Here is a 22026-nt window from a genome sequence, read left to right as displayed (position 1 = left end):
CCCGACCTCAACGCGGGACCGTGCGCCGGTGAACGGACTTCACCGGCGCTTCCCGCCGTCCAGGACCCGGGCCAAGTAGGGCGCGGTGGCGCTTGCTTCGACGCCCGCCACCTCGGCGGGCGTCCCGGCGGCCACGATCCGGCCGCCCGCGTCGCCGCCGCCCGGCCCCAGGTCGATCACATGGTCGGCGCCCGCCACCACACTCATGTCGTGCTCGACCACCACCACCGTGTGCCCGGCGTCCACCAGACCGCCCAGCTGACGCATCAGCACCTCGACGTCGGCCGGGTGCAGACCGGTCGTCGGCTCGTCGAGCAGGTACAGGGTGTGTCCGCGACGCCCCCGCTGGAGCTCGCTCGCCAGCTTGATGCGCTGCGCCTCGCCGCCCGACAGCTCCGTCGCGGGCTGGCCGAGCCGCAGGTATCCGAGGCCGACGTCCAGCAGCGCGGCCAGGCTGCGGGCCGCCGCCGGGGTGTCCGCGAAGAACTCCGCCGCGCCCTCCACCGTCAGGTCCAGCACCTCGGCGATGTTCCTTCCCCGGTACGCCACTTCGAGCGTCTCGGGGTTGTAGCGCGCCCCGCCGCAGTCCGGGCACGGCGCGTACGTGCTCGGCAGGAACAGCAGCTCGACGCTGACGAAACCCTCGCCCTGGCAGGTCTCGCAGCGCCCGCCCGGCACGTTGAAGGAGAACCGGCCCACGCCGTAACCGCGCTCCCGCGCCTGCCCGGTGGCGGCGAAGACCTTGCGCACCACGTCGAACAGACCCGTGTACGTGGCCAGGTTGGAGCGCGGGGTGCGGCCGATCGGCCGCTGGTCCACGGCGACCAGCCGGTCCACCCCCGGCAGGTCCTCGGTGATCTCGCCGACCAGGGTGGACTTCCCGGAGCCGGACACGCCGGTCACCGCGGTGAGCACGCCGAGCGGGAACCGCGCGGTCACCCCGCGCAGGTTGTGCCGGGTCACCGGTCCGACCGTCACCGTGCCGCGCGGGGCACGCACCTGGCGGGCGGGCGCGGGGGAGCGGTGGAAGAGGTGCCGGGCGGTGGCGGACTCCGCGACCTCGGCCAGCCCGTCGACCGGGCCGCTGTACAGCACCCGCCCGCCGTGCTCGCCGGCGCGCGGACCGACGTCCACGATCCAGTCGGCGCCGCGCATCACCTCCAGGTGGTGCTCCACCACGAACACCGAGTTTCCGGCCGCCTTGAGCCGCTCGAGGACCGTCAGGAGCGCCTCCGTGTCCGCCGGGTGCAGACCCGCCGAGGGCTCGTCGAGGACGTACACGACACCGAACAGCCCGGACCGCAGCTGGGTCGCCAGCCGCAGCCGCTGCAACTCGCCCGCCGACAGGGTGGGGGTGGGCCGGTCCAGGCTCAGATAGCCGAGCCCCAGCTCGACGACCGGCGCGATCCGGGAGGTGAGGTCCTCGGTCAGCACCCTCGCCGTCACACCCTCGGTCGGCAGCAGCCCGGCCAGCTCGGTGAGCGGCAACGCGGCCAGCTCGGCGACGGTGCGGCCGCCGACGGTCACCGCGAGCGACTCGGCCCGCAGCCGGGCGCCGCCGCACACCGGGCAGGGGGCACTGGTCAGGAACCGCTCCGCCTTCGCCCGCAGCGTGGCACTCTTCGAGTCGGCGAACGTCTTCATCACATACCGCCGGGCGCTCATGTACGTGCCCTGGTACGGCCGCTGGATGCGGCCCGCGTCCCGCACCGGGTGCACCGTGACCACCGGCTGCTCGTCGGTGAACAGGATCCACTCCCGCGCTTCGGCGGGCAGCTCGCGCCAGGGCAGGTCCACGTCGTATCCGAGGGCGTCCAGGACGTCCCGCAGGTTCTTGCCCTGCCAGGCGCCCGGCCACGCGGCGATCGCACCGTCCCGGACGGACAGCGAGGGGTCCGGGACCAGCAGCTCCTCGGTCGTGCGGTGCACCCGGCCGAGCCCGTGGCACTGCGGGCAGGCCCCGGCCGCGGTGTTCGGCGAGAACGCGTCGGAGTCCAGCCGCTCGGCGCCCGGCGGATAGTCGCCGGCGCGGGAGAAGAGCATCCGCAGCGAGTTGGAGAGGTTGGTGACCGTCCCCACCGACGAGCGGGACGTCGGGGCGGCCCGCCGCTGCTGGAGCGACACGGCGGGCGGCAGCCCGGTGACCTCGCCCACCTTCGGGGCGCCCACCTGGTGGATCAGGCGGCGGGCGTAGGGCGCGACCGACTCGAAGTACCGCCGCTGCGCCTCCGCGTAGACCGTCCCGAAGGCCAGCGAGGACTTCCCCGAGCCGGAGACGCCGGTGAACACCGCCACCACGTCCCTGGGGACGTCCACGTCCACGCCCTTGAGGTTGTGCTCGCGGGCGTCGCGCACCCGGACGTACGGGTCGTGGGGGCTGTGCATCGCTGTGGGCTCCGTACGGTGGGCGGGACAAACCCCGCGATTCTACGCCGGGGCGCCGAGCGGCCCCGTACCGGTGACACGGGCGAGCCGCCGGTAGGAGTCCAGCAGCGCGGCACGGTCGTACGTGCTGGTGGTGACCAGGACCTCCTGGGCGCCCGTCTCCTTCACGAGCGTCTCCAGCTCGTCGGCGACCTGCTCCTGCGTACCGGCGATGTGGCCGTCGAGGCCGCCCTCGTACAGGTCCCGCTCCTTCGCGGTCATCGTCCGGGCCTCGACCTCCTCGGCCGGCGGCAGGGGCGGGAAGGAGCCGCGCGTGCGGGCGTGGGCCATGGACCACGCCTCCGGCACCAGGAGCCGCCGGGCCTCCTCGGGCGTGCCGGCCACCGCGACCGTGCCGGAGACGACGACGTACGGCTCCGTGCTCCACTCCGAGGGGCGGAACCCGGCGCGGTAGCGGTCGATGCCGCGGCGCATCCGGTCCCGGTCGCGCAGGTCTCCGACGACCATCGGCAGGCCCGCACGGGCGGCGACGGCCGCGCCCTCGCCCATGGCCAGCACGAACGGCGGCACGGTCAGCCCCTCCGAGGGGCGCGCGTGCACACCCGTGGGCGAGGTGCCCCGGAACCAGCCGAGCAGCTCCGCCAGTTGCGCGTCGAAGTCCTCGGCGTCGTCCTTCTCCCGGCCCAGCGCCCGGCGGACGCCGTCGGTGAAGCCCACCGAGCGGCCGAGCCCCATGTCGATGCGGCCGGGGAAGAGCGACTCCAGCACGCCGAACTGCTCGGCGACGACCAGCGGCCGGTGGTTGGGCAGCATCACACCGCCGGTGCCGACGCGGATGCGGCGGGTGGCCCCGGCCACGGCGGCTGCCAGCACGGTCGGCGCCGACCCAGCCACCCCGGGCACCCCGTGGTGCTCCGCCACCCAGAACCGGTGGTAGCCGAGCCGCTCCGCCTCCCGGGCCAGGTCAACGGTGTCGCGCAGCGCCTCCCCGGCGGTGCGGCCCGCCCGGATGCGGGAGCGGTCGAGGACGGAGAAGCGGGTGGCGCCGAGTGCGGAGGTCACATGGTGTTCAACGTCCCCGCGCCGCACAGATTCCCGGCGGCGCCCTAGGGTGGGCGGGTGAGCGACAGCAGCAAGCCCCCGGTGGCCGTGTTCGACCTGGACAACACCCTCGCCGACACCGCGCACCGGCAGCGGTTCCTGGAGCGCAGGCCCCGCGACTGGGACGCGTTCTTCGCCGCCGCGCCGCACGATCCGGCCCTCGCCGAGGGCCTCGCGCTGGTGCGGGAGAGCGCCAAGGAGTGCGAGATCGTCTACCTGACCGGCCGGCCCGAGCGCTGCCGGCGCGACACACTCGACTGGCTGGCCGCACACGGCCTGCCGGACGGGGCGGTGCACATGCGCGGCAACGCCGACCGCAGGCCCGCCCGGCGCACCAAGCTGGAGATCCTGCGGCGGCTCGCGCGCACCCGCGAGGTCCGGATCCTGGTGGACGACGACGAGTTGGTCTGCGACGACGCCGAACGGGCCGGATTCCCCGTGCTCCGGGCGCGCTGGGCGGCCCGGTCGGCCGAGCTGCGCCTGGCGCAGGAGCGCGAGGGCCGCACCTGAGGGACGTGAGCGTCCGAGGGGGCTCCGGGACCTGGGCGTCCGAGGGGGCTCCGGGGGGCGTCAGTCCGACTCCTCCAGGCGGAAGCCCAGCTTGAGGCCGACCTGCCAGTGCGCGACCTGCCCGTCCTCGATCTGGCCGCGCACCTGCGTCACCTCGAACCAGTCCAGCTTGCGCAGGGTCTGCGAGGCGCGCGTGATGGCGTTGCGTACGGCCTGGTCGACGCCGTCGGGCGAGGTGCCGACGACCTCGGTGACCCGGTAGGTGTGGTTCGACATGCGGGTGCTCCCTTCCGCGGGGCAGTGGTGTGCCCTGCGTCACTCCACCGTGCCCCAAGTCGGGACGGAGCGCGAGGCAGTGCCGTTCCGGGTGGAAACCTTCCCGTACCTCCCCCTCGCCCCTTGACCTTTGTAATGGTCCATACCAAAATCCCAGACACCCGTTCGAGCCTCGGGCTCGTCCCCCACGTCGGGTCTCCTTTCGCGTGCGCAGGACACACCTGCCCGCACCCTCTGTTCGTCAGTCAGAAGGACCCTTCGTGAGACGTCGCCTCCTCGCCCTTGTCTGTGTGTCCGCCTCCGTGCTCAGCGGCTGCGGCCTGATCTCGCAGGACGGCGGGGACGAGCGGCGCACCGTCACCGTGTGGCTGATGAAGGACAGCGCCTCGCAGGACTTCCTGAAGCGGTTCACCGAGGGCTTCGAGGCCGACCACCCCGGCCTCGACCTGGACATCCGCATCCAGGAGTGGACCGGGATCGGCGACAAGGTGCAGGCCGCGCTGAAGGCCGACGGCACGGACGGACCCGACGTCGTCGAGGTCGGCAACACCCAGGTCCCGCAGTACGCGGAGGGTGGCAGGCTTCAGGACCTGACCCTGGAGTCGATGCGCGACTGGGGCATCCGCGACTGGCTGCCGGGTCTCGCCGAACCGGGGCAGTGGATGTCCCAGCAGTTCGGCATCCCCTGGTACGCCGCCAACCGCGTCGTCATCTACCGCAAGGACCTCTTCGAGCAGGCCGGCGTCAACGAGCCGCCCCGCACCCGCGAGGAGTGGCTCACCGCCTCGGAGAAGCTCGACAAGAACGGCGACCAGGGCATCTACCTGGCCGGCCAGGACTGGTACACGCTCTCCGGCTTCATCTGGGACGAGGGCGGCGAACTGGCCACCCAGGACGGCGATGGCGGCACCTGGACGGGCGCGCTGGACTCCGCGGCGGCCCTGCGCGGCATGGACTTCTACCGCGAACTCCAGGCCCTGGGCGACGGGCCGGTCGACGCCGACGAGGAACACCCGCCGCAGTCCGGGGTCTTCGCCAAGGGGCAGGTCGCGCAGATCGTCGCGGTGCCGGGCCTCGCCCAGTCGATCGTGCGCGAGAACCCCGATCTCAAGGGCAAGATCGGCTTCTTCCCGGTGCCCGGCAAGAGCGCCGGCAAGCCCGGCGCCGTCTTCACCGGCGGCTCCGACCTCGTGGTGCCGAAGAACACCGACCAGCAGGAAGGCGCCCTCGCCGTGATCGAGGCGCTCGCGGGCGAGAAGTGGAACACCGACCTCGCCCGCACCATGAACTACGTCCCGAACAAGAAGTCGCTCGCCGAGGAGGTCTCCGGCGAGGAGGGGATCGAGGCCATGGCGGCCGGTGCCGCACAGGGCCGGGCGACCCCCGGTACGCCCCAGTGGGGCGCCGTCGAGGCGGACAACCCGATCAAGGCGTACATGACGAAGGTGCTCACCGGGGCGGACGCGAAGTCGGAGGCCCGAAAGGCCTCCGACCGCGTCACCGCACTGCTGGACGCCAACGCACGCTGACCGGTGCGCGGCGGGGCGCCGGCCGGTGCCCCGGCCCGGCGCCCCGGGATCAGCGCGCCACGCTCAGCGACAGGGCGAAACGCCCCTCGCCGTCCGTCCACCAGTGGGCCAGGTCGAGCCCGGCCGCCGCCAGCTCGGCCCGCACCCCCTCCCGCCGGAACTTCGCGGACACCTCGGTGCGCAACTCCTCCCCGTCCGCGAAGTCCACGGCCAGGTCGAGCGCCTGGATCTTCACGGTCTGCGCGGTCCGCGAACGCAGCCGCATCTCGATCCACTCCCGTTCGGCGTTCCAGAGCGCCACGTGGGTGAAGCCCGCGGTCGCGAAGTCGGCCTCCAGCTCACGGTTGACCACCGACAGCACGTTCTTGTTGAACTCGGCCGTCACCCCGGCCGCGTCGTCGTACGCGCGGACCAGCACCCCCTCGTCCTTGACCAGGTCCGTGCCCAGCAACAGGCTGTCGCCCGGCTCCAGCAGGGCGCGGACGGAGGACAGGAACACGGCGCGCTCCTCGGGCAGCAGGTTGCCGACGGTGCCGCCGAGGAACGCCACCAGCCGGGGCCCCGGCGTCTCGGGCAGCGTCAGCCCGGCCGTGAAGTCGGCGATCAGTGCGTGCACCTGGAGGCCGGGACGCTCGGCGACCAGCGCCTGCCCGGCCTGGACGAGGGCGCTCTCGCTCACGTCGACCGGCACGTAGCCGCGCAGCCCGTTGCGCTCGGTCAGCGCGTCGAGCAGCACCCGCGTCTTCTCCGAGGAACCGGAGCCCAGCTCCACCAGGGTGCGCGCGCCGGTCGCCGCCGCGATCTCGCCGGCCCGGTCGACGAGGATCTCCCGCTCGGCCCGGGTCGGGTAGTACTCGGGCAGCGTGGTGATCGCCTCGAAGAGCTCACTGCCCCGCGCGTCGTAGAACCACTTCGGCGGCAGCCACTTGGGCGTGCTCGTCAGGCCCGCCAGGACATCGGCGCGCAGGGCGGCGTCCGTGGCGTCCTCGGGCAGCGTCCGGGTCAGACGGAACTGGCTCACGTGCGGGGCTCCTTCGCAGGGACGAAAGCGTCGGTCGGGCCGAGGACCGGGGCGGCGGCCCCGCCCGGCTCCTTGAGCGGGGTGAGCCGCACGTCCGTGCCGCTCGCCGCGAGCAGGGTGCGGTCGGGGACCTCCTGCCAGTGCGGGTCGTCGTCGTAGGGCTCCGAGGCGACGACCGTGCCGCCACCGGGACGGGACCGGTACCACAGGGTGTCGCCCCAGGTGGTGGCGGTGACGGTGGAGCCGTTGGTGAGCAGCAGGTTGAGCCGGGAGGCGGGGGCCGCCGCGGCGACCTCCAGCACCGTCTCGGCCATCGCCCGGCCCTCGTCGTCCCCGGCGCGCAACCGGGACAGGACCAGCGCCCACACGAGCGCCGAGTCGTTGCGTGCCTCCAGCGACAGCAGTTCTCCCGGCGGGAGCGTCGCGGCCACCGGAGCCAGCGACCCCGGCCAGCCCGCCACGGCACCGTTGTGGCTGAACAGCCAGGTCCCCGCGGCGAACGGCGCGGCGGCCGCCTCCGCGTCGGCACCGGCCAGCGTCGCGTCCCGGACCGCCGCGAGCAGCGCGCCGCTTCGCACCACTCGCGCGAGGTCGGCGAAGGACTGGTCCGCCCAGATCGGCCCGGCCCGGCGGTACCGGGCCGGCACCGGATCGCCCTCGGCGTACCAGCCGACGCCGAACCCGTCGGCGTTGACCGTGCCGTACCGCTGGTGCCGCGGCGCCCAGGACTGGCGGTACAGACCGTGCGGCGGCGTCACGAGGAGTTCGCCGAGCGGCTCCGCGGGGCCCACATAAGCCAGGTGACGGCACATCAGGCGGCCTCCGCCGACCGGACGGTGCGGAACCCGGAGAAGATCTGCCGCCGGATCGGATAGTCCCAGTTGCGGAACGTGCCCCGGCAGGCCACCGCGTCCACGGCGAACGAACCGCCGCGCAGCACCTTGTACTCGGGGCCGAAGAAGACCTCCGAGTACTCCTTGTACGGGAACGCCCTGAAGCCCGGGTACGGGGTGAAGTCGCTCGACGTCCACTCCCAGACGTCGCCGATCAACTGCCGCACCCCGAGCGGCGACTCACCGGCCGGGTAACTGCCCGCGGGCGCCGGACGCAGGTGCCGCTGCCCGAGGTTGGCGTGCTCCGGGCCCGGGTCGGCGTCGCCCCACGGATAGCGCATGGCGCGCTCACCGGCCGGGTCGTACCGGGCGGCCTTCTCCCACTCCGCCTCGGTGGGCAGCCGGCGCCCGGCCCAGCGGGCGTACGCGTCGGCCTCGTACCAGGACACGTGCAGCACCGGCTCGTCGGCCGGCACCACCTCGGTCACCCCGAAGCGGCGCCGCAGCCACTGCCCGCCGTCCCGGCGCCAGAACAGCGGGGCGGTGACGGCGTGCCGGCGGATGTGGTCCCAGCCCTCGGGGGTCCACCAGCGCGGGTCGTCGTAGCCGCCGTCGTCGATGAACGCCCGGTAGGCGCCGTTGGTCACCGGGACGGTGTCGATGAAGTACGGCGCCACCTCGCGCCGGTGCGCGGGCCGTTCGTTGTCCAGGGCCCACGGCTCGGTCGACGTGCCCATGGTGAACGGACCGCCCGGCACCAGGACCTCGGCCGGTCCGGTGAACAGCCCCGCCGGCTCGGGGTCGGGCGCGGTGAGCGCCTGCGGTCCCTTGCGCAGCTGGTGCGTGATCAGCATGGTCTCGTCGTGCTGCTGCTCGTGCTGGGCGATCATCCCGAAGGCGAAGCCCGCCTCCGTCAGCCGCGTCCCGTCGAACGCGGTGGCCTCCAGCACGTCCAGGGCCCGGCCGCGCACGTCGGCCGCGTACCGGCGGGCCTCGACGGGCGACAGCAGCGGCAGGCTCGGCCGCTCGGAGCGGGGATGCTCGAAGGCGTCGTACAGACTGTCGATCTCCGGGCGTATCGCCTCCTGCCCGGCGACCGCGCGCAGCAGCCACTGCTCCTCCTGGTTGCCGATGTGCGCCAGGTCCCACACCAGCGGGGACATCAGCGGCGACACCTGGGCGGTCAGGTCGGGGCCCTCCACGCAACTGGTCAGCAGCGTGGTGCGCTCGCGGGCGGTGACCAGCGTGGTCAGGGCCCGCTCACGCAGCCGCTCGGCGTCCACGGCCCCTTCGCCGGAGGGGACGGTGGCGGTGTTGTCGGTGGGGTCGGTCATGAGCGGGTCTCCCTCCCGTGCGGGCCACGGTCCGCGCCGCCCGGCATGTCCAGCAGATCGTCGGCGGGGCAGCGGCCCCTGAGCACGTAGCGCTCCAGGTACCCGGCGACGGCGTCCGTCACCTCGGTGCCCGCGCCGAGCCGGGGCAGCGCGGCGAGCGCCGCCCTGAAGCAGGCGACGGCCGCCTCGCGCAGCTCGGGATCGGTCAGCGCGGCACGGGCCGCGTCCTCGTACAGCGGGTTGTGCGGCGCGGGCAGCCCGAGCGTGCGCTCGGCCAGGGGCTTGACGGCCCGGTAGGCGGTCTCGGTGGCCTCCGGGTCGTCGAACAGCGCGGCGGTCACCGCCAGCGGCACGATCCAGCCGTCGTCCCCGGGCTGCGCGTCGATCATGCGCAGCTCCAGATGGCCGCGTGGCCGTACCGGCGGGAAGAGCGTGGTCAGGTGGTAGTCCAAGTCCTCCCGGGTCGGCGGCCTCGGCACCAGCTCGCGGGTCCACTCCCGCAGGGTCAGCCCCTGAGGCACGTCCCACGGCCCGCCGTCGCGGCGTACGCACATCACCGGGGCGTCCAGCACGTGCCGCGTCCAGGCACCGCGCGGGTCGGTGTTCAGCGGGGGGCCGCCCGCCCGGCCGGCACCGATCTGCGTCCACCGCAGCTGCCGGGTGGACCGCCAGCCGGTGGGCCGGCCGCCGGACAGCGGGGAGTTGGCGAACGCGGCCAGCAGGACGGCGCCCAGGTGATGGGCCAGCCACCACCGGCGCACGTGACCCATCGGCCCGGGCTCCTCGTGCCCGGCGTCCACGCACACCTGCACGGAGGCGGAGGCGCACATCATGAAGCGGCCACCGGGGCCGGTGCGGTCGAGACAGGCCTCCATGGCGTCGTAGCGCGGCTGCCGCAGATAGCGGCGCGGCGCCTGCCAGGGATCGTGGCCGAGGCCGACCAGGGCGAGACCGTCCTCGCGCAGTACGGCGCGGACGGCGTCGAGGTCGGCGGCGACGGAGCGGACGCACTCCGTCAGCGAGGCGGCGGGGAGCGAACTCAGCTCCAGCTGGCCGCCGGGTTCGACGGTCAGCGCCGACCTCAGGGGCACGGCCCGCAGCGCGGTGTACACCGCCTGGAGCCGTTCGGGTGACACGGGGAGCCGCGGCGCGCGCAGCTCGTGGACGAGCCATTCCACCTCGACACCGAGGAGCCGGGGCGGACCGGTCTTGAAGCAGATGCCGCGGACCAGCGCCTCGACCTCGGCCTCACTGACGGCGGTACGTGGCCGGATACAGCCACCAACCGAATCGGACATGTCGGGATCCTCCTGAGATTCCACCATGCCGCCGGCCCCTCTGCGGTGGGCCGGGCCGGCACACTCGTCCCACCCAAGACCCTCGTGCCGCTCCGCACAAGGACGCATTTCGGGACGTTCCCGCTCGGTAATCTCCGCGATCCGCCCGTTTCCAGGGGATTTCCACGTCGTTCGCCGGTCGGGAAACTCCGTTGCACCGCACCCTCAGCATCACCCAGGATTCCCGCATGAGCACGACGGGGGAGACCGCGCCGCGCGCGGTCACGGCGTCCACGGGGGTGGCGCCGTGAGCGCGCGCCTGCGGGGCATCGCACAGCAGACGGAGCAGATCGTCGCGGCCGGGTCCTACCGCACGTCCGACGGCCGCGAGGTGTCCGTCGCGGCGGCGGTCGGGGCGGCCCGGGACGGTACGCGGACGTACGGGCCGGGGCCCGTCGAGGTGTCCGTGCCGGCCGGGGCGCGCACGGTCTTCGAGGTCACCGGCGAGAGCAGCCTGGAGGCCGCCCGGCGGCTCGGCGGCGACGTCGCCGTGCTCAACTTCGCCTCCGCGCGCAACCCCGGCGGTGGTTACCTCAACGGCGCCCAGGCCCAGGAGGAGGCCCTGTGCCGGGCTTCCGCCCTGTACACCTGCCTGCTGCGGGCACGCGAGTTCTACGACCACCACCGCGCCCACCGCGACCCGTTCTACACGGACCGCGTCGTGCACTCGCCCGGCGTACCCGTCTTCCGCGACGACCGCGGCCGTCTGCTGGACGAGCCGTTCACGGCCGGATTCCTCACCTCCGCCGCGCCCAACGCGGGCGTGGTGCTGCGCACGGCCCCGGAGCGCGCCGCCGACCTGCCCGCCGCCCTCACCGTGCGCGCCGAGCGGGTCCTGGAGACGGCCGCGGCCCACGGGTACCTGCGGGTGGTCCTCGGCGCCTGGGGCTGCGGCGTGTTCCGCAACGACCCCGCCCAGGTGGCGGGCGCGTTCCGGACACTGCTCGGCCCCGGCGGGCGCTTCGCCGGTGCCTTCGAACGGGTGGCGTTCGGCATCCTGGACCGCACCCCGGGCGCCACCGTCCGGGCGGCCTTCGAACACGCCTTCCCGGAGGGGGCCGGCCGCCCCGGTCAGCTCCAGCCGTAGCGCTCCCGCAGCCGCTGCCGTACGAGGTTGAAGCGCATCCGGTCCAGGGCGCACGCCTCGCGGCGCATCCCGGCGTCGTGCAGCCGCAGCACCCGGTCCACGTCGACCCAGGAGTCCCGCCCGGAGCGGTCCCACGGCCCGCTGCCGATCGGCACCCACTCCCGGTCCCCGTCGTGCCGCTTGCTGGACAGCTGCACCGCCAGCACCGTCCCGGCCGCCTCCCGGGCCACCACGAGCACGGGCCGGTCCTTGCCACGGCCGTCCGCCTCCTCATAGGGCACCCAGGTCCAGACGATCTCGCCGGGATCGGGATCGCCGTCGTGCGCGGGGGAGTACTCGGTGCGCACCCGGCCCACCTCCCGCGGATCGGCCTCGGTGGTGGCGGCGGGTCCGTAACGTCCCGGGGCGGTCTCGCCGTTGCTGTCGATGTCGTCGGTGAAGGCGTTCACGGCCGTACCGTACGGGACGGGTCCGCGCGGACGCGCGGGGACCCGCGTCCGGTGGCAGGCTGGCCCCCGGACCGGGCTCGCGGGAGCCCGGCCACCGGCGACACGAGTCAGTACGAGTCAGAAGGCGATGTCATGACCGACCAGCTCACCGTGAGCGTCCTGGGCACCGGCATCATGGGTGCCGCGATGGCCCGCAACCTCGCCCGCGCCGGACACGCCGTCCGCGTGTGGAACCGCAGCCGGGACAAGGCCGAGCCGCTGGCCGCCGACGGCGCGCACGTCGCCGGCACCCCGGACGAGGCCGTGACCGGCGCCGACGTCGTCCTCACGATGCTTTACGACGGCCCGGCCGCCCTCGACGTGATGCGGCGGGCCGCGCCCGGCCTGCGGCCCGGCACCGTGTGGGCGCAGTCCACCACCGCGGGCGTCGACGCGGTCGCCGACCTGGCCGCCTTCGCCCACGAGCACGGCCTCGTCTTCTTCGACGCCCCCGTCCTCGGCACCAGACAGCCCGCCGAGGCCGGCCAGCTGCTGGTACTGGCGGCCGGTCCCGGCACGGCGCGGGACACCGTCGCACCCGTGTTCGACGCCGTCGGCTCACGCACCGTGTGGACCGGCGAGGACGGCGCGGCCGGCAGCGCCACCCGGCTGAAGCTGGTGGCCAACAGCTGGGTCCTCGCCGCCACCAACGCGGTCGGCGAGGTCCTGGCGCTCGCCAAGGCGCTCGGCGTGGACCCGGACGCCTTCTTCGACGCCATCGCCGGCGGCCCGCTCGACATGGGCTACCTGCGGGCCAAGGCCGGCCTGATCCGCGACGGCGCGCTGACCCCGGCCCAGTTCGCCGTCGGCACCGCCGAGAAGGACGCCCGCCTGATCGTCGAGGCCGGCGAGGCGAACGGCGTCCGGCTGGACCTCGCCGCGGCCGGTGCGCAGCGGTTCGCCCGCGCCGCCGCCCAGGGACACGGCGACGAGGACATGGCGGCGGCCTACTTCGCCAGTTTCGAGGAGAAGACGACCGACTGAGCCCACCCGGGGTACCGGGTGCCTGAGACCACCCCGGCACGGGCGACCCGGCCCGGCGCCGGACCGCACCGAATCGCGAGGAGTTCGCATGTCCAAGCCGCCGCTGCCGCCCGAGGCCGTCGATCTGCTGCGCCGCCCCAACCCGTGTGTGATGGCCACCCTCCGCTCGGACGGCTCACCCGTCTCCACGCCCACCTGGTACCTGTGGGAGGACGACGGCCGGGTGCTGGTCAACCTCGACGCGGGCCGCGTGCGCCTGGGACACCTGCGCCGCGACCCGCGCGTCACCCTCACCGTCCTCGCGGGCGACGACTGGTACACCCACGTCACCCTCATCGGCCGCGTCGCGGAGATGCGCGACGACGAGGACCTCTCCGGCATCGACCGCCTCTCCCGGCACTACACGGGCAACCCCTACCCAGACCGGGAGCGCCCCCGGGTCAGCGCCTGGATCGAGGTGGAGCGCTGGCACGGGTGGGGGGCGATGAAGGACAGTTCCCAGTCCGGCTGACGGTCGCCGTCCCCTCCCGGCCGGGCGCCGGAACAGCGCGCCCGGCCACCAGAACCGGCGGCCCAGGCCGAGCGCGAGAGCGGGCACCAGCACCGTACGCACCAGGAAGGTGTCCAGCGGGACCCCGATCCCCACCAGGACGCGCCGCACCGCGGCGCTCAGATGTGTCGGCCTGCCGCGGTGCAGGGGACGGGTGTGTGTCTCGGTTGCGACATCGATGTGCTGTCGGTCGGGTGTGTTCCGCCGTGGTACGGCCGGGAGTGCCGGGAGTGCCGGGAGTTGCCGCTCCCGGCCGTGTCCGTGCGGCGGCGCCTGCCGGCGGCGGCTACTCGATCTCGCGCATCATCTTCTCCATCGAGCCGACCGCGAGCCGGGTCTGGGTCAGCTCGTCGAGGGTCTGCCGCTGCTCCTCCGCCGTGCGGCGCTGCAACTCCACGCTGTCCTCCAGGAGTCGGGCGTACCGCGTGGCGAGTTCCTTGTACTGCTCCTCGCGCGCCGCCAGCATCCGGGCCCGCCAGGTGGCGGCGACCTGCCAGACGATCACGATCATCAGGCCGAAGAACCCGGCCGCGCCCACGGCGCCGACCAGGACCCCCAGCTCCTCTCCTCCTGCGGCGAGACTCACCACGTCCTCGTTCACTTCGCTTCCTCTTTCGCACTCCGGCCGGCGGTCCGGCCGGTCTCGGTGGTGTCGGTGATCGTCGCGGCCGCCCGCGCGACGACCCGCGGGGTGAGTTCGTAGAAGAACGGTGTGACGTCGTAGTACTTCACCGTCTTGCCGTCCTCCGCGACCTCGAGCGTGCCGGCGACCAGTCCCGCGGCCTCCAGCCGTTGCAGGTGCATGTGCAGCAGCGGACGGCCCATGCCGATCAGCCGGGCCAGCGCGCTGACGTAGTTCCGGCTCTCCATGAGCGCCGCGACGATCCGCATGCGGTGCGGGTTGCCGAGCGCGGAGAGCACCTTGAGCAACTCGTCACCGGTCGGTGCCGAAGGTGGGGCCTCGGGCATCGCACCCCTTTCCGTGGTACCTGTCAGGAAACGCTGACAGGGGTCGTCGCCACCTGTCAAAGATTCCTGACACATATCAGGGACACGTCAGGGACGCATCAGGGACGCGTCGGGGACCCATGGGGGACCCCTCGGGGGCGGAAAACCCTCGGGGGCGGAAAAGGGGTGGGCCCGGGACGGGTCCGGGACGTAGGATCTCCGCGCGGCATCGCGTGTCGGTCACCGTCCGGGTGAGGCATGGAGGCGCCGCGGAGATGCCCGTGGAGGCATTGACCCGTGTCAGTCGAGTTCAACCACACCATCGTTCTCTCCCGCGACCGGGAGAAGTCCGCCCGTTTCCTCGCCGGAATCCTCGGTCTCGAGGTCGGCGAACCGGCCGGGATGTTCCTGCCCGTGACGACCGCCAACGGCGTCACCCTCGATTTCGCCACCGTCGACATCGAGATCCCCGTGCAGCACTACGCGTTCCTCGTCTCCGAGGAAGAGTTCGACGCCGTCCTCGCCCGCCTCGTCGAGGGCGGGATCCCCCTCCAGGCCGACCCGCACGGCCGGTACCCGCGCCGGATCAACCGCAACGACGGCGGCCGGGGCGTGTACTTCACCGACCCCGCCGGGCACGGCATGGAGGCCTTCACCCGCCCCTACGGCAGTGACCCGTCCTCGCCGCTGAACGGCGTCACCGAGGACGTACCCGGGGCCCGCTGACCCGACGCCGCCGACACCGTCACGCGTCCGCTGAAGCTCCTGTAGATCGTCAAGCTGGTCCGCTGTCGTGGCTGGGTCGTACTGTGCCCGGGTGCGCTACTTGGTGGAGCCCCTCATCATCGGGGCCTTGAGGCGGGGCCGTTCGGTTGAGCAGTTCCTCGGACCGGTCGGCTCGCCCGAGCGCCCCGGTGTGAGGTATGCCGAGGTCCGGGCGGCGAAGACGTCGTACGAGGTCTACGTCCATGCCGTCGAGGATGTCGGACACGAGAATTTTCTGGACCTGGACGTCTTCCCGCCGTTCGATCAGGACGCTGAGGAAGAGGACTTCGGCCAGCTCCTGGGCACGGCTGAGGACCCGTACGACGCGCTGGTTCTTGCCGAGGAGCGCACGGGGGCTGTTCGTGGGCGATGGGTCAATCAGGGTGTGGTGCAGGACGAGTACCGCGACTTCGTCTGCGCCGGCCGCCCGTCCGGCATATCTCCGGACGGGCTTCCCTGGCGTGCCCTGCGCACCGGCTCGTGATGATCTGGGCGCCTCGTTCAGGTGGTCGGCGGACCAGGACGATGGTGCAGAGCGCGCTGTTGGCGTGCCGGTCTCCGCCGCGGTTGATGCGGTGGCGGTTGGTGCGGCCTGAGGAAGCGGGGATCGGGGCGGCCGCGCACAGGTGCGCGAAGGCTGCTTCGGACCGGAGCCGGTCGGGGTAGTCTCCGGCGGTGATCAGAAGCTGTCCGGCCGTCTCGATGCCGACTCCGGGCAGGGCGACGAGGCTCGGGGCCGCCCGGGTCACGAAGGGGGGCGAGGTCGGCGTCGGCCTCCTTCCCGGGCAGACGGACGAGACAGTGAAGAGGCCCGACGACCAAGCTCCTATGAGGTCACGGACGCCCGCGAGCACACGCAGTGGCGTCACCCGGGGGCCGACGATTCAACGCACAGGCAGCCGAAGCGCAAGTCAGACCCAGAGTCAGACCCCCAGCGATGCCGCGTACACCCTCACTGTCAGACCCCCTTTGCATACTGGTGGCCTCGAAGTGCCGGATGCGAGGGGGGACTGGCCGTGCGGATGCGGACGGTGTACAGAGGTGAACTTCCAGTGGCCCACGGGCGGTTCCACGTGGACAGCCGCCGGGAGCCGCGGGGGCCGGCGCCGTCGGAGGCCTGCGCCGGACAGACCAACGGTCTGTGCGGCGCGGCCGTCCCGGGCTGCCTCTTCCTGTGCACGGGCCTCAGCAGCGGAAGAGCCGCGCTGACCGTCGAGGTGCACGGCGCCGCGCCGCCCCTCGAGGACCGCTGGGAGGACGTGGTGGAGGCGTCCTTCCGGCCGCTGACCGCCTCGACCGCCGTCCTGCCCTGCGGCCAGGGCGCGCTGTGCGAGGTGGCCCTGCCTCCCGCCCACCACCGGGTGCGCTACTGCGGGCGCGGCACGGACGGCGGTGCGGGGGCCGCGTCCGCCACGGCCCCGGGCGCGGCGCCGGTCGGCCAGTACCTGCTGCAATTCTGGCCGGCCCCGCCCAGCGCGGACCGGGTCGTCCGGCAGACCTCACGCAGCGCCGCACGCCGGCACCACTGCGCACGTGCCCTGGAGCCGTCCGTCCCGGGGGAGCGGAGCGAGCGGGAGCTCGCCGAGATCCGGTCCTGGGGCGGACGGCTGCCCAGCCGGCGCGTACGGGAGGCCGGCGCCGACGCACGCGGGCTCGTCCCGCTGGACCGGGACCTGCTCGACGCCGTCGACGCGGTGTGCCCGGCCACCCAGCGCGGCCTGGCCCGCTGGGCCGCCCGCCGCGCCTTCACCGCCGCCGGACTGGACGGCGTCGACTGGATCGCGGCCGCGCTGACCGCCTTGGAGCGCGGGGAGCCGCTGCCGGCCCCCTTCGACGACCCCCGGCGGACCTGGGACCGCTTCTTCACCGACGACCGCACCGCCCTCACCGCGCCGGACCCGCCCGGCGCGGTGAGCCACGGTGCCCCGCTGTGCCGGGCCCTGGCCCTGCCCGCCCTGCGCGCCGCCGCCGACCCGGACCCGCTGCGTGCCGCGCTCGGCGCCCTCTTCGCCGCCGCGGTCGCCCACGGCACCGCCTACCCGGCCCTGTTCGCGGAGGCTCGCCGACGCTTCCCCGACCTGGGCCCGGAGACACCGCCGCGGGCTTGAGGGGCGGGCGGCCGAGGGGCTGTTGCGTCCGGCGGGGCGGGACCAGGACCGGAGCGGGAGGGTGTCCTGCTGGGGTGTGCGTGGCGGTTGGGCCTCAGCTGTCGGTGACCGACGGGGCCGGGTCGGGGGTCGGCGGGGCCGGGGCGGCGGTTGGTGTGCCGGTGCGTCGTGGCAGTAGCAGCGGGGTTGCCAGGAGCAGCGCGCCCGCGAGCGCGACCGCCGTACGCGTCCCGGTCAGGCCGGCCAGCAGGCCCCACACCGCGGTCAGGGCCGCGGTCGTCAGCTTGCCGCTGACCGTCCAGGCCGACAGGGTGCGCGCCACCCGGTCCGCGGGCGTCAACTCCAGTCGGCGGGTGGCGTACACCGGGTTGTACACGCCCACGGACGTGATCAGCCCGAACTCGACGACCATCACCAGGACGAGCCCCCCGGTCCCCGGACCCACGAAGGTCAGCCCGACAGGCCAGCACACGCGCAGCACGCCACTGGTGACCAGCACCCGGTGCTCCCCGAAGCGCGCCACGAGCGGCCCGGCCAGCCGCGAGCCCACCAGCCCGCCGACGCACGGCACGGCGAAGGCGAGCGAGTACTGCCAGGGCGCGAAACCGAGATCGCCCAGCATGAGCACGGCCAGCAGCGGTGCCGTCGCCATGATCAGCCCGTTGACCAGCACCGTGTTGAGGAACAGCGGACGCAGGGCCGGTGAGGCGAGCACGTACCGCCAGCCGTCCAGCAGGTCACCGGCGCGCAACCGGCTCGCTTCCGTGCGCGGAGGGCGTGGCGGGCCCGGCGGGCGTGGCTCCCCGCCCCCGATCGCGCGGATGCCCAGCGCCGAGAGGAGATAGCTGACGGCGTCCGCGGCCACCGTCACCACCGGCCCGAAGAGCCCGACCGCGGCCCCGCCGACCGGGGGCCCGAGCATCGCCGCGGTCCAGGTCGTCGACTCGAACCGGCCGTTGGCCCGCAGCAGGTCCGGCGGTCGCACCAGCGCCTTGAGACAGGAACCCGCGGCAGTCCTGAAGGTGATGTCGGCCGCGGCGACCACGACCGAGACGACCAGCAGCTGGGTGAAGCCGAGCCGGCCGAAGGCGTACGCGAGCGGCACGCTCAGCAGCACCGCGCACCGGACCAGGTCCATCGCGACCATCACCGGCCGCTTGCGCCGGAACTCCACCCACGGCCCGAGCGGCACGGCCACCACCGCGCCCACCGCGAGACCGGCCGCCGCGAGTGCCGCCACCCGCGCCGGCCCGGCGTCCAGCACCATGACCGCGATCAACGGAAAGGCGTCGAAGGCGAGCCGCGTGCCGAACGTGCTGACCGCGTACGCCGCCCACAACCATGCGAACCGCCGCCCCAACGACCTGCCCCGCACCACGTCCGACTCGACCACACCCGACTCCGTCACGCCGGACATCCAAGCGAGCCGGGCCGGACGGATCAAACAACCGGCCGGGCGGCAGGTACAACCGATCGTTGTGCGGGCATGCGCCGATGTGGCCTACCGGGCCAGCAGCCCGCGCAGCGCCCCGGCGACCTCACCCGGCGCCTCCTCCGCCATGAAGTGGCCGCAGCCGACGGTCTCGTGGCGCAGGTCCGGGGCCCACGCCCGCCACAGCTCGGCGGCGTCGTAGCCGAGGGCGGCGCCCCAGTCCTGTTGGAGCACGGTCACCGGCATCCGCAGCCGGTTGCCGAGCTCCCGGTCCGCCCGGTCGTGGTCGACGTCGATACCGGCCGAGGCCCGGTAGTCGGCCACGATGGAGGGCACCGCCTCGCGGGACGCCTTCAGGTAGGCGGCGCGGACATCGGCGGGCAGGGCGTCCGGGTCCCGGGTCCAGACGTCGAGGAAGTGACCGAAGAACGCGTCCGGCGCGGCGCCGATCAGCTGCTCCGGCAGCCCCGGCGGCTGCGCCATCAGATACAGGTGGAAGCCCACCGCCGCCGTCGTGCCGTGCAGGACGTCCCACATGTCCAGCGTCGGCAGCACGTCGAGAGCCGCCAGGTGCGTCACCGCCTCGGGGTGGTCGAGCCCGGCGCGCACCGCGACCAGCGCGCCCCGGTCGTGGCCGGCCAGCGCGAAGCGATCGTGCCCCAGCTCCCGGGCCAGGGCGACCACGTCGGCGGCCATGGCCCGTTTGGCGTACGCGGTGCCGTCCGGGTCGGCGGGCTTGTCGCTGGCGCCGTAGCCGCGCAGGTCGGGGCAGATGACCGTGTGGTCGGCCGCCAGGTCGGCGGCGACGTGCCGCCACATCAGATGGGTCTGGGGAAAGCCGTGCAGCAGCACGACCGGGCTGCCCATGCCGCCGACGGCCACGTGCAGGCCGATGCCGTCGGCGACCGTCACACGGTCGTAGGTGAAGCCGGGGATGGCCGGTTCGGTCGTGGTGGCCGTGGTGGCCGTGGTGGCCGTGGTGGCCGTGGTGGCCGTGGTGGTCGTGGGGGTCTTGGCGGTCGTGCGGGTCGTGCTGGTCATGGTGGTCGGTGGCCCTTTCTGTTCCTGCTTGTTCCTGCTCGCGTCACGCGTCCCGGTGACGCCTTCGAGGCTGCCGCCCGCGAATCAGCAACCGATCAGCAAGCGGTCGAGGACCGCCCCGCACGCGTACCGTGGTGACCGCACGAGCGGTGGCGGATCGGGAGCGGACGGGACACGGACCATGGAAGCGGCCACGTTCGGCGTACTCGGAGCGGTCACGGCCGCGCGCGGCCCGCAGGTGCTCGCCCTCAAGGGCCCCCGGCACCGGGCCGTGCTCGCCCGGCTCATCCTGGCGCGGCGGCGGATCGTCCCGGTCGCCCGCCTGGTCGAGGACCTCTGGGACACACCGCCGCCCCGGGCCGTGGGAGCGGTGCGCACCTTCGTCGGGGACCTGCGCCGCGCCCTGGAACCCGACCGCCCGCCGCGCGCCCCCGCCCGGCTGCTCGTCACCGAGGGCCCGGGATACGCCCTGCGCACGGCGCCGGACACGGTGGACGCGTGGCGCTTCGAGGCCGCCGTCGCCGAGGCGGACCGACTGCCGGCCGCGCAGGCTCCCGACCGGCTGCGGGCGGCCCTGGGGGAGTGGCGAGGACCCGCCTACGCCGAGTTCGGCACGGAGGACTGGGCCCGCGGGGAACGCTCCCGGCTCACCGAGCTGCGGCTGCGCGCCGTCGAACGCCGCGCGGAGCTGCTCGTGGAACTCGGCCGTGCCGCCGAGGCGGTCCCCGACCTGGACGCGCACCTCACCGAGCACCCCTGGCGCGAGGAGTCCTGGCGCCTGCTCGCGCTCGCCCTGTACCGGACCGGACGGCAGGCGGACGCCCTCGCCGTGCTGCGCCGGGCCCGCGCCCTGCTGGCCGGACGGCTGGGCATCGACCCCGGCCCGCGGCTGCGGCGCCTGGAGGCCGGCATCCTCGCCCAGGACCCGGACCTGGACCCGCCCGGCGAACCGGCGGACCCGGCGGCCCGGCTGTGGGCCCGGGCGACCGAGGCGTACGACCGCACGGTCGCCGCGGGCTCCCGGGCCCGCCTGGAATCCACCGTGGGCCTGCTGCGGAGCCTCGCGGTCACCGGCGGCGGTGGCCTGGAGGCCGCCCGGGAGCACCGGATGACAGCGATCCGGGCGGCGGAGGAGACGGGCGACGCCGAACTGACGGCCCGGGTGATCGGCGCCTACGACGTCCCCGCCAACTGGACCCGCAGCGACGACCCCGACCTGGCCCGGAGCATCGTCACCGCGGCCGAACGCACCCTGCGCGCCCTGCCGGAGGACCCCGCCACCGACACGGCACGCTGCCGCCTGCTGGCCACCGTCGCTCTGGAGTCGCGGGGGGTGCGGACCCCGCGAGGCCCGCTGGCGGCCGCCGAGGCCGAGCGGATCGCCCGCCGCCTGGACGACCCCGCGCAGCTCGCGTTCGCCCTCAACGGCGTCTTCATGCAGTCCTGCACCCGCGCCGGCCTGGCGCCCCGCCGCGACGCGATCGGCGCCGAACTCGTCGCGCTCGGTACCCGGCACGGCCTGGTCAACTACGAGATCCTCGGCCACCTGGTCCGGCTCCAGGCCCGCTCGGCCCTCGCCGACCTCCCCGCCGCCGACGCACACGCCGCGGCCGTGGACCGCCTCGCCGAACGCCACGAACGGCCCCTCGTGGCCGTCTTCACCGCCTGGTACCTGGCCCTGCGGCAGGCCGCCTCGGCCGACTCCGCCACCGGCTCCCACGACCGTGCCGAGGCCGCCTACCGGTCGGCCGCCGGACGCCTCGACGGCGCGGGGATGCCGGGCCTGGAACGCGGGCTGCTGCCGCTCGCGCTGCTCGGCCTGCGCCTGGCCCACGGCAGACCCGCGGAGGTGGACCCGAGCGCGGACTGGGGGCCGTACCGACCCTGGGCCGAGCCCTTCGCGCTGCTGGCCGAGGGCCGCGACACCGAGGCCGGGAACGCCCTGCGGGCCCTGCCCGAACCGCCGCCCGACCTCCTGTACGAGGCCCTGTGCTGCGCCGAGGCCGCGCTCGCCCTCCGCCTCGGCGACCGCCCGGCCCTGCGGCGGACGTACGACAGGCTGCTGCCCGCGTCCGGTGAACTCGCGGGCGCCGGCAGCGGACTGCTCACCTTCGGACCGGTCGACGGCTGGCTCGACGCGATCCGCCGCGCACGGGAGACGTGACGGCGAGGAGGAGCCGTGACGGCGAGGTGCGACGTGACGGCGACGCGGCGGTGCGGCGGTGCGGTGGTACGGCGACGCGGCGGTGCGGCGGGACGGCGGTGCGGCGGGACCGTCGTCGTCACGGGCGGGCGGT

The 22026-nt window shown here is 74.2% G+C and carries 22 protein-coding genes and 1 pseudogene; 9 read left to right on the top strand and 14 right to left on the bottom strand.

Annotated elements, in window-relative coordinates:
• Positions 1–39: 39 nt before the first annotated feature.
• Both B9W62_RS03880 and B9W62_RS03875 read right to left on the bottom strand, forming a co-directional pair.
• Positions 40–2385, bottom strand: coding sequence for an ATP-binding cassette domain-containing protein (locus B9W62_RS03880; protein ID WP_087805211.1), 2346 nt, complete (start codon positions 2383–2385; stop codon positions 40–42).
• Positions 2386–2427: 42 nt separating this feature from the next.
• Positions 2428–3447: an LLM class flavin-dependent oxidoreductase gene (locus B9W62_RS03875; RefSeq protein WP_087805209.1), complete on the bottom strand. Its 1020-nt coding sequence runs from the start codon at positions 3445–3447 to the stop codon at positions 2428–2430.
• Positions 3448–3504: 57 nt separating this feature from the next.
• Here B9W62_RS03875 and B9W62_RS03870 point away from each other — a divergent pair, with 57 nt between their 5' ends.
• Positions 3505–3996, top strand: a complete 492-nt coding sequence (locus B9W62_RS03870; protein WP_087805208.1) for a phosphatase domain-containing protein — start codon at positions 3505–3507, stop codon at positions 3994–3996.
• Between the two features lie 60 nt (positions 3997–4056).
• On the opposite strand, the gene B9W62_RS03865 is transcribed toward B9W62_RS03870, so the two are convergent.
• Complete coding sequence (locus B9W62_RS03865; RefSeq protein WP_030399431.1) at positions 4057–4272, bottom strand: dodecin; 216 nt, start codon at positions 4270–4272, stop codon at positions 4057–4059.
• Between the two features lie 260 nt (positions 4273–4532).
• Between B9W62_RS03865 and B9W62_RS03860 the strand changes: the two genes are divergently transcribed.
• Positions 4533–5801 carry an extracellular solute-binding protein gene (locus B9W62_RS03860; protein ID WP_087805206.1) on the top strand — a complete coding sequence of 423 codons (1269 nt, stop codon included), beginning with the start codon at positions 4533–4535 and terminating at the stop codon, positions 5799–5801.
• A 49-nt stretch (positions 5802–5850) separates the two neighbouring features.
• Here B9W62_RS03860 and egtD read toward each other — a convergent pair whose 3' ends face one another.
• The 4 genes from egtD to egtA are packed head-to-tail and all read right to left on the bottom strand — an operon-like array spanning position 5851 to position 10287.
• Entirely contained in the window at positions 5851–6822 is a 972-nt protein-coding gene (gene egtD, locus B9W62_RS03855; protein WP_087805204.1) for an L-histidine N(alpha)-methyltransferase, read from the bottom strand.
• A complete protein-coding gene (egtC, locus tag B9W62_RS03850) occupies positions 6819–7634 on the bottom strand; it encodes an ergothioneine biosynthesis protein EgtC (RefSeq protein WP_087805202.1) in 816 nt (271 codons plus the stop codon). Before egtC ends, egtD begins: the two co-directional genes overlap by 4 nt.
• The gene (egtB, locus tag B9W62_RS03845) at positions 7634–8989 is read right to left on the bottom strand and encodes an ergothioneine biosynthesis protein EgtB (RefSeq protein ID WP_087805201.1); all 1356 of its coding nucleotides are present in this window, start codon (positions 8987–8989) and stop codon (positions 7634–7636) included. Before egtB ends, egtC begins: the two co-directional genes overlap by 1 nt.
• Positions 8986–10287 (bottom strand): ergothioneine biosynthesis glutamate--cysteine ligase EgtA, encoded by a 1302-nt coding sequence (egtA, locus tag B9W62_RS03840; RefSeq protein WP_087805199.1) that lies wholly within the window; start codon positions 10285–10287, stop codon positions 8986–8988. The genes egtB and egtA overlap by 4 nt, the downstream gene beginning before the upstream one ends.
• 286 nt (positions 10288–10573) lie before the next feature.
• On the opposite strand from egtA, the gene B9W62_RS03835 reads away from it, so the two are divergent.
• Positions 10574–11413: a TIGR02452 family protein gene (locus B9W62_RS03835; RefSeq protein ID WP_179235333.1), complete on the top strand. Its 840-nt coding sequence runs from the start codon at positions 10574–10576 to the stop codon at positions 11411–11413.
• On the opposite strand, the gene B9W62_RS03830 is transcribed toward B9W62_RS03835, so the two are convergent.
• On the bottom strand, positions 11398–11862 hold the full coding sequence (locus tag B9W62_RS03830) for a type II toxin-antitoxin system PemK/MazF family toxin (RefSeq protein ID WP_087805197.1): 465 nt from the start codon (positions 11860–11862) through the stop codon (positions 11398–11400). The two genes, B9W62_RS03835 and B9W62_RS03830, sit on opposite strands and share 16 nt — an antisense overlap.
• A gap of 132 nt (positions 11863–11994) precedes the next feature.
• Between B9W62_RS03830 and B9W62_RS03825 the strand changes: the two genes are divergently transcribed.
• On the top strand, positions 11995–12885 hold the full coding sequence (locus tag B9W62_RS03825; protein ID WP_087805196.1) for an NAD(P)-dependent oxidoreductase: 891 nt from the start codon (positions 11995–11997) through the stop codon (positions 12883–12885).
• A gap of 88 nt (positions 12886–12973) precedes the next feature.
• The gene (locus tag B9W62_RS03820) at positions 12974–13396 is read left to right on the top strand and encodes a PPOX class F420-dependent oxidoreductase (protein WP_179235332.1); all 423 of its coding nucleotides are present in this window, start codon (positions 12974–12976) and stop codon (positions 13394–13396) included.
• Here B9W62_RS03820 and B9W62_RS40555 read toward each other — a convergent pair.
• The 3 genes and pseudogenes from B9W62_RS40555 to B9W62_RS03805 form a co-directional block, all read right to left on the bottom strand.
• Positions 13391–13537, bottom strand: a pseudogene (locus B9W62_RS40555) (MMPL family transporter); the annotation flags it as partial. The gene B9W62_RS03820 and the pseudogene B9W62_RS40555 overlap by 6 nt on opposite strands.
• A 184-nt stretch (positions 13538–13721) precedes the next feature.
• Positions 13722–14036, bottom strand: a complete 315-nt coding sequence (locus B9W62_RS03810; protein ID WP_179235331.1) for a hypothetical protein — start codon at positions 14034–14036, stop codon at positions 13722–13724.
• Complete coding sequence (locus B9W62_RS03805; protein ID WP_087805194.1) at positions 14033–14404, bottom strand: ArsR/SmtB family transcription factor; 372 nt, start codon at positions 14402–14404, stop codon at positions 14033–14035. Before B9W62_RS03805 ends, B9W62_RS03810 begins: the two co-directional genes overlap by 4 nt.
• A gap of 276 nt (positions 14405–14680) precedes the next feature.
• Here B9W62_RS03805 and B9W62_RS03800 point away from each other — a divergent pair, with 276 nt between their 5' ends.
• Both B9W62_RS03800 and B9W62_RS03795 read left to right on the top strand, forming a co-directional pair.
• Entirely contained in the window at positions 14681–15109 is a 429-nt protein-coding gene (locus tag B9W62_RS03800) for a VOC family protein (RefSeq protein WP_087805192.1), read from the top strand.
• A 91-nt stretch (positions 15110–15200) separates the two neighbouring features.
• Entirely contained in the window at positions 15201–15632 is a 432-nt protein-coding gene (locus tag B9W62_RS03795; RefSeq protein WP_256976173.1) for a hypothetical protein, read from the top strand.
• On the opposite strand, the gene B9W62_RS41170 is transcribed toward B9W62_RS03795, so the two are convergent.
• On the bottom strand, positions 15523–15897 hold the full coding sequence (locus tag B9W62_RS41170; RefSeq protein WP_373433661.1) for a transposase: 375 nt from the start codon (positions 15895–15897) through the stop codon (positions 15523–15525). The two genes, B9W62_RS03795 and B9W62_RS41170, sit on opposite strands and share 110 nt — an antisense overlap.
• A 303-nt stretch (positions 15898–16200) precedes the next feature.
• Here B9W62_RS41170 and B9W62_RS03785 point away from each other — a divergent pair, with 303 nt between their 5' ends.
• Positions 16201–17256 carry a hypothetical protein gene (locus B9W62_RS03785; RefSeq protein ID WP_256976172.1) on the top strand — a complete coding sequence of 352 codons (1056 nt, stop codon included), beginning with the start codon at positions 16201–16203 and terminating at the stop codon, positions 17254–17256.
• Positions 17257–17350: 94 nt separating this feature from the next.
• On the opposite strand, the gene B9W62_RS03780 is transcribed toward B9W62_RS03785, so the two are convergent.
• Both B9W62_RS03780 and B9W62_RS03775 read right to left on the bottom strand, forming a co-directional pair.
• Positions 17351–18673 (bottom strand): MFS transporter, encoded by a 1323-nt coding sequence (locus B9W62_RS03780; protein WP_087805188.1) that lies wholly within the window; start codon positions 18671–18673, stop codon positions 17351–17353.
• 84 nt (positions 18674–18757) lie between these two features.
• Entirely contained in the window at positions 18758–19729 is a 972-nt protein-coding gene (locus B9W62_RS03775) for an alpha/beta fold hydrolase (protein ID WP_256976171.1), read from the bottom strand.
• Positions 19730–19910: 181 nt separating this feature from the next.
• Here B9W62_RS03775 and B9W62_RS03770 point away from each other — a divergent pair, with 181 nt between their 5' ends.
• Entirely contained in the window at positions 19911–21893 is a 1983-nt protein-coding gene (locus tag B9W62_RS03770) for an AfsR/SARP family transcriptional regulator (protein WP_087805185.1), read from the top strand.
• Positions 21894–22026 lie beyond the last annotated feature (133 nt).

Origin of the sequence: Streptomyces sp. CS113, assembly GCF_002188365.1 — a bacterium.
In the GTDB taxonomy this organism is placed as follows: domain Bacteria; phylum Actinomycetota; class Actinomycetes; order Streptomycetales; family Streptomycetaceae; genus Streptomyces; species Streptomyces tendae.
This window is presented reverse-complemented; position numbering and strand designations above follow the sequence as displayed.

Coding starts and splice junctions, on each gene's coding strand:
- B9W62_RS03770 (WP_087805185.1), top strand. CDS start 19,911: ATGGAAGCGGCCACGTTCGGCGTACTCGGAGCGGTCACGGCCGCGCGC.
- B9W62_RS03865 (WP_030399431.1), bottom strand. CDS start 4,272: ATGTCGAACCACACCTACCGGGTCACCGAGGTCGTCGGCACCTCGCCC.
- B9W62_RS03805 (WP_087805194.1), bottom strand. CDS start 14,404: ATGCCCGAGGCCCCACCTTCGGCACCGACCGGTGACGAGTTGCTCAAG.
- egtA (WP_087805199.1), bottom strand. CDS start 10,287: ATGTCCGATTCGGTTGGTGGCTGTATCCGGCCACGTACCGCCGTCAGT.
- egtB (WP_087805201.1), bottom strand. CDS start 8,989: ATGACCGACCCCACCGACAACACCGCCACCGTCCCCTCCGGCGAAGGG.
- egtC (WP_087805202.1), bottom strand. CDS start 7,634: ATGTGCCGTCACCTGGCTTATGTGGGCCCCGCGGAGCCGCTCGGCGAA.
- B9W62_RS03880 (WP_087805211.1), bottom strand. CDS start 2,385: ATGCACAGCCCCCACGACCCGTACGTCCGGGTGCGCGACGCCCGCGAG.
- B9W62_RS03820 (WP_179235332.1), top strand. CDS start 12,974: ATGTCCAAGCCGCCGCTGCCGCCCGAGGCCGTCGATCTGCTGCGCCGC.
- B9W62_RS03825 (WP_087805196.1), top strand. CDS start 11,995: ATGACCGACCAGCTCACCGTGAGCGTCCTGGGCACCGGCATCATGGGT.
- B9W62_RS03775 (WP_256976171.1), bottom strand. CDS start 19,729: ATGACCAGCACGACCCGCACGACCGCCAAGACCCCCACGACCACCACG.
- B9W62_RS03780 (WP_087805188.1), bottom strand. CDS start 18,673: ATGTCCGGCGTGACGGAGTCGGGTGTGGTCGAGTCGGACGTGGTGCGG.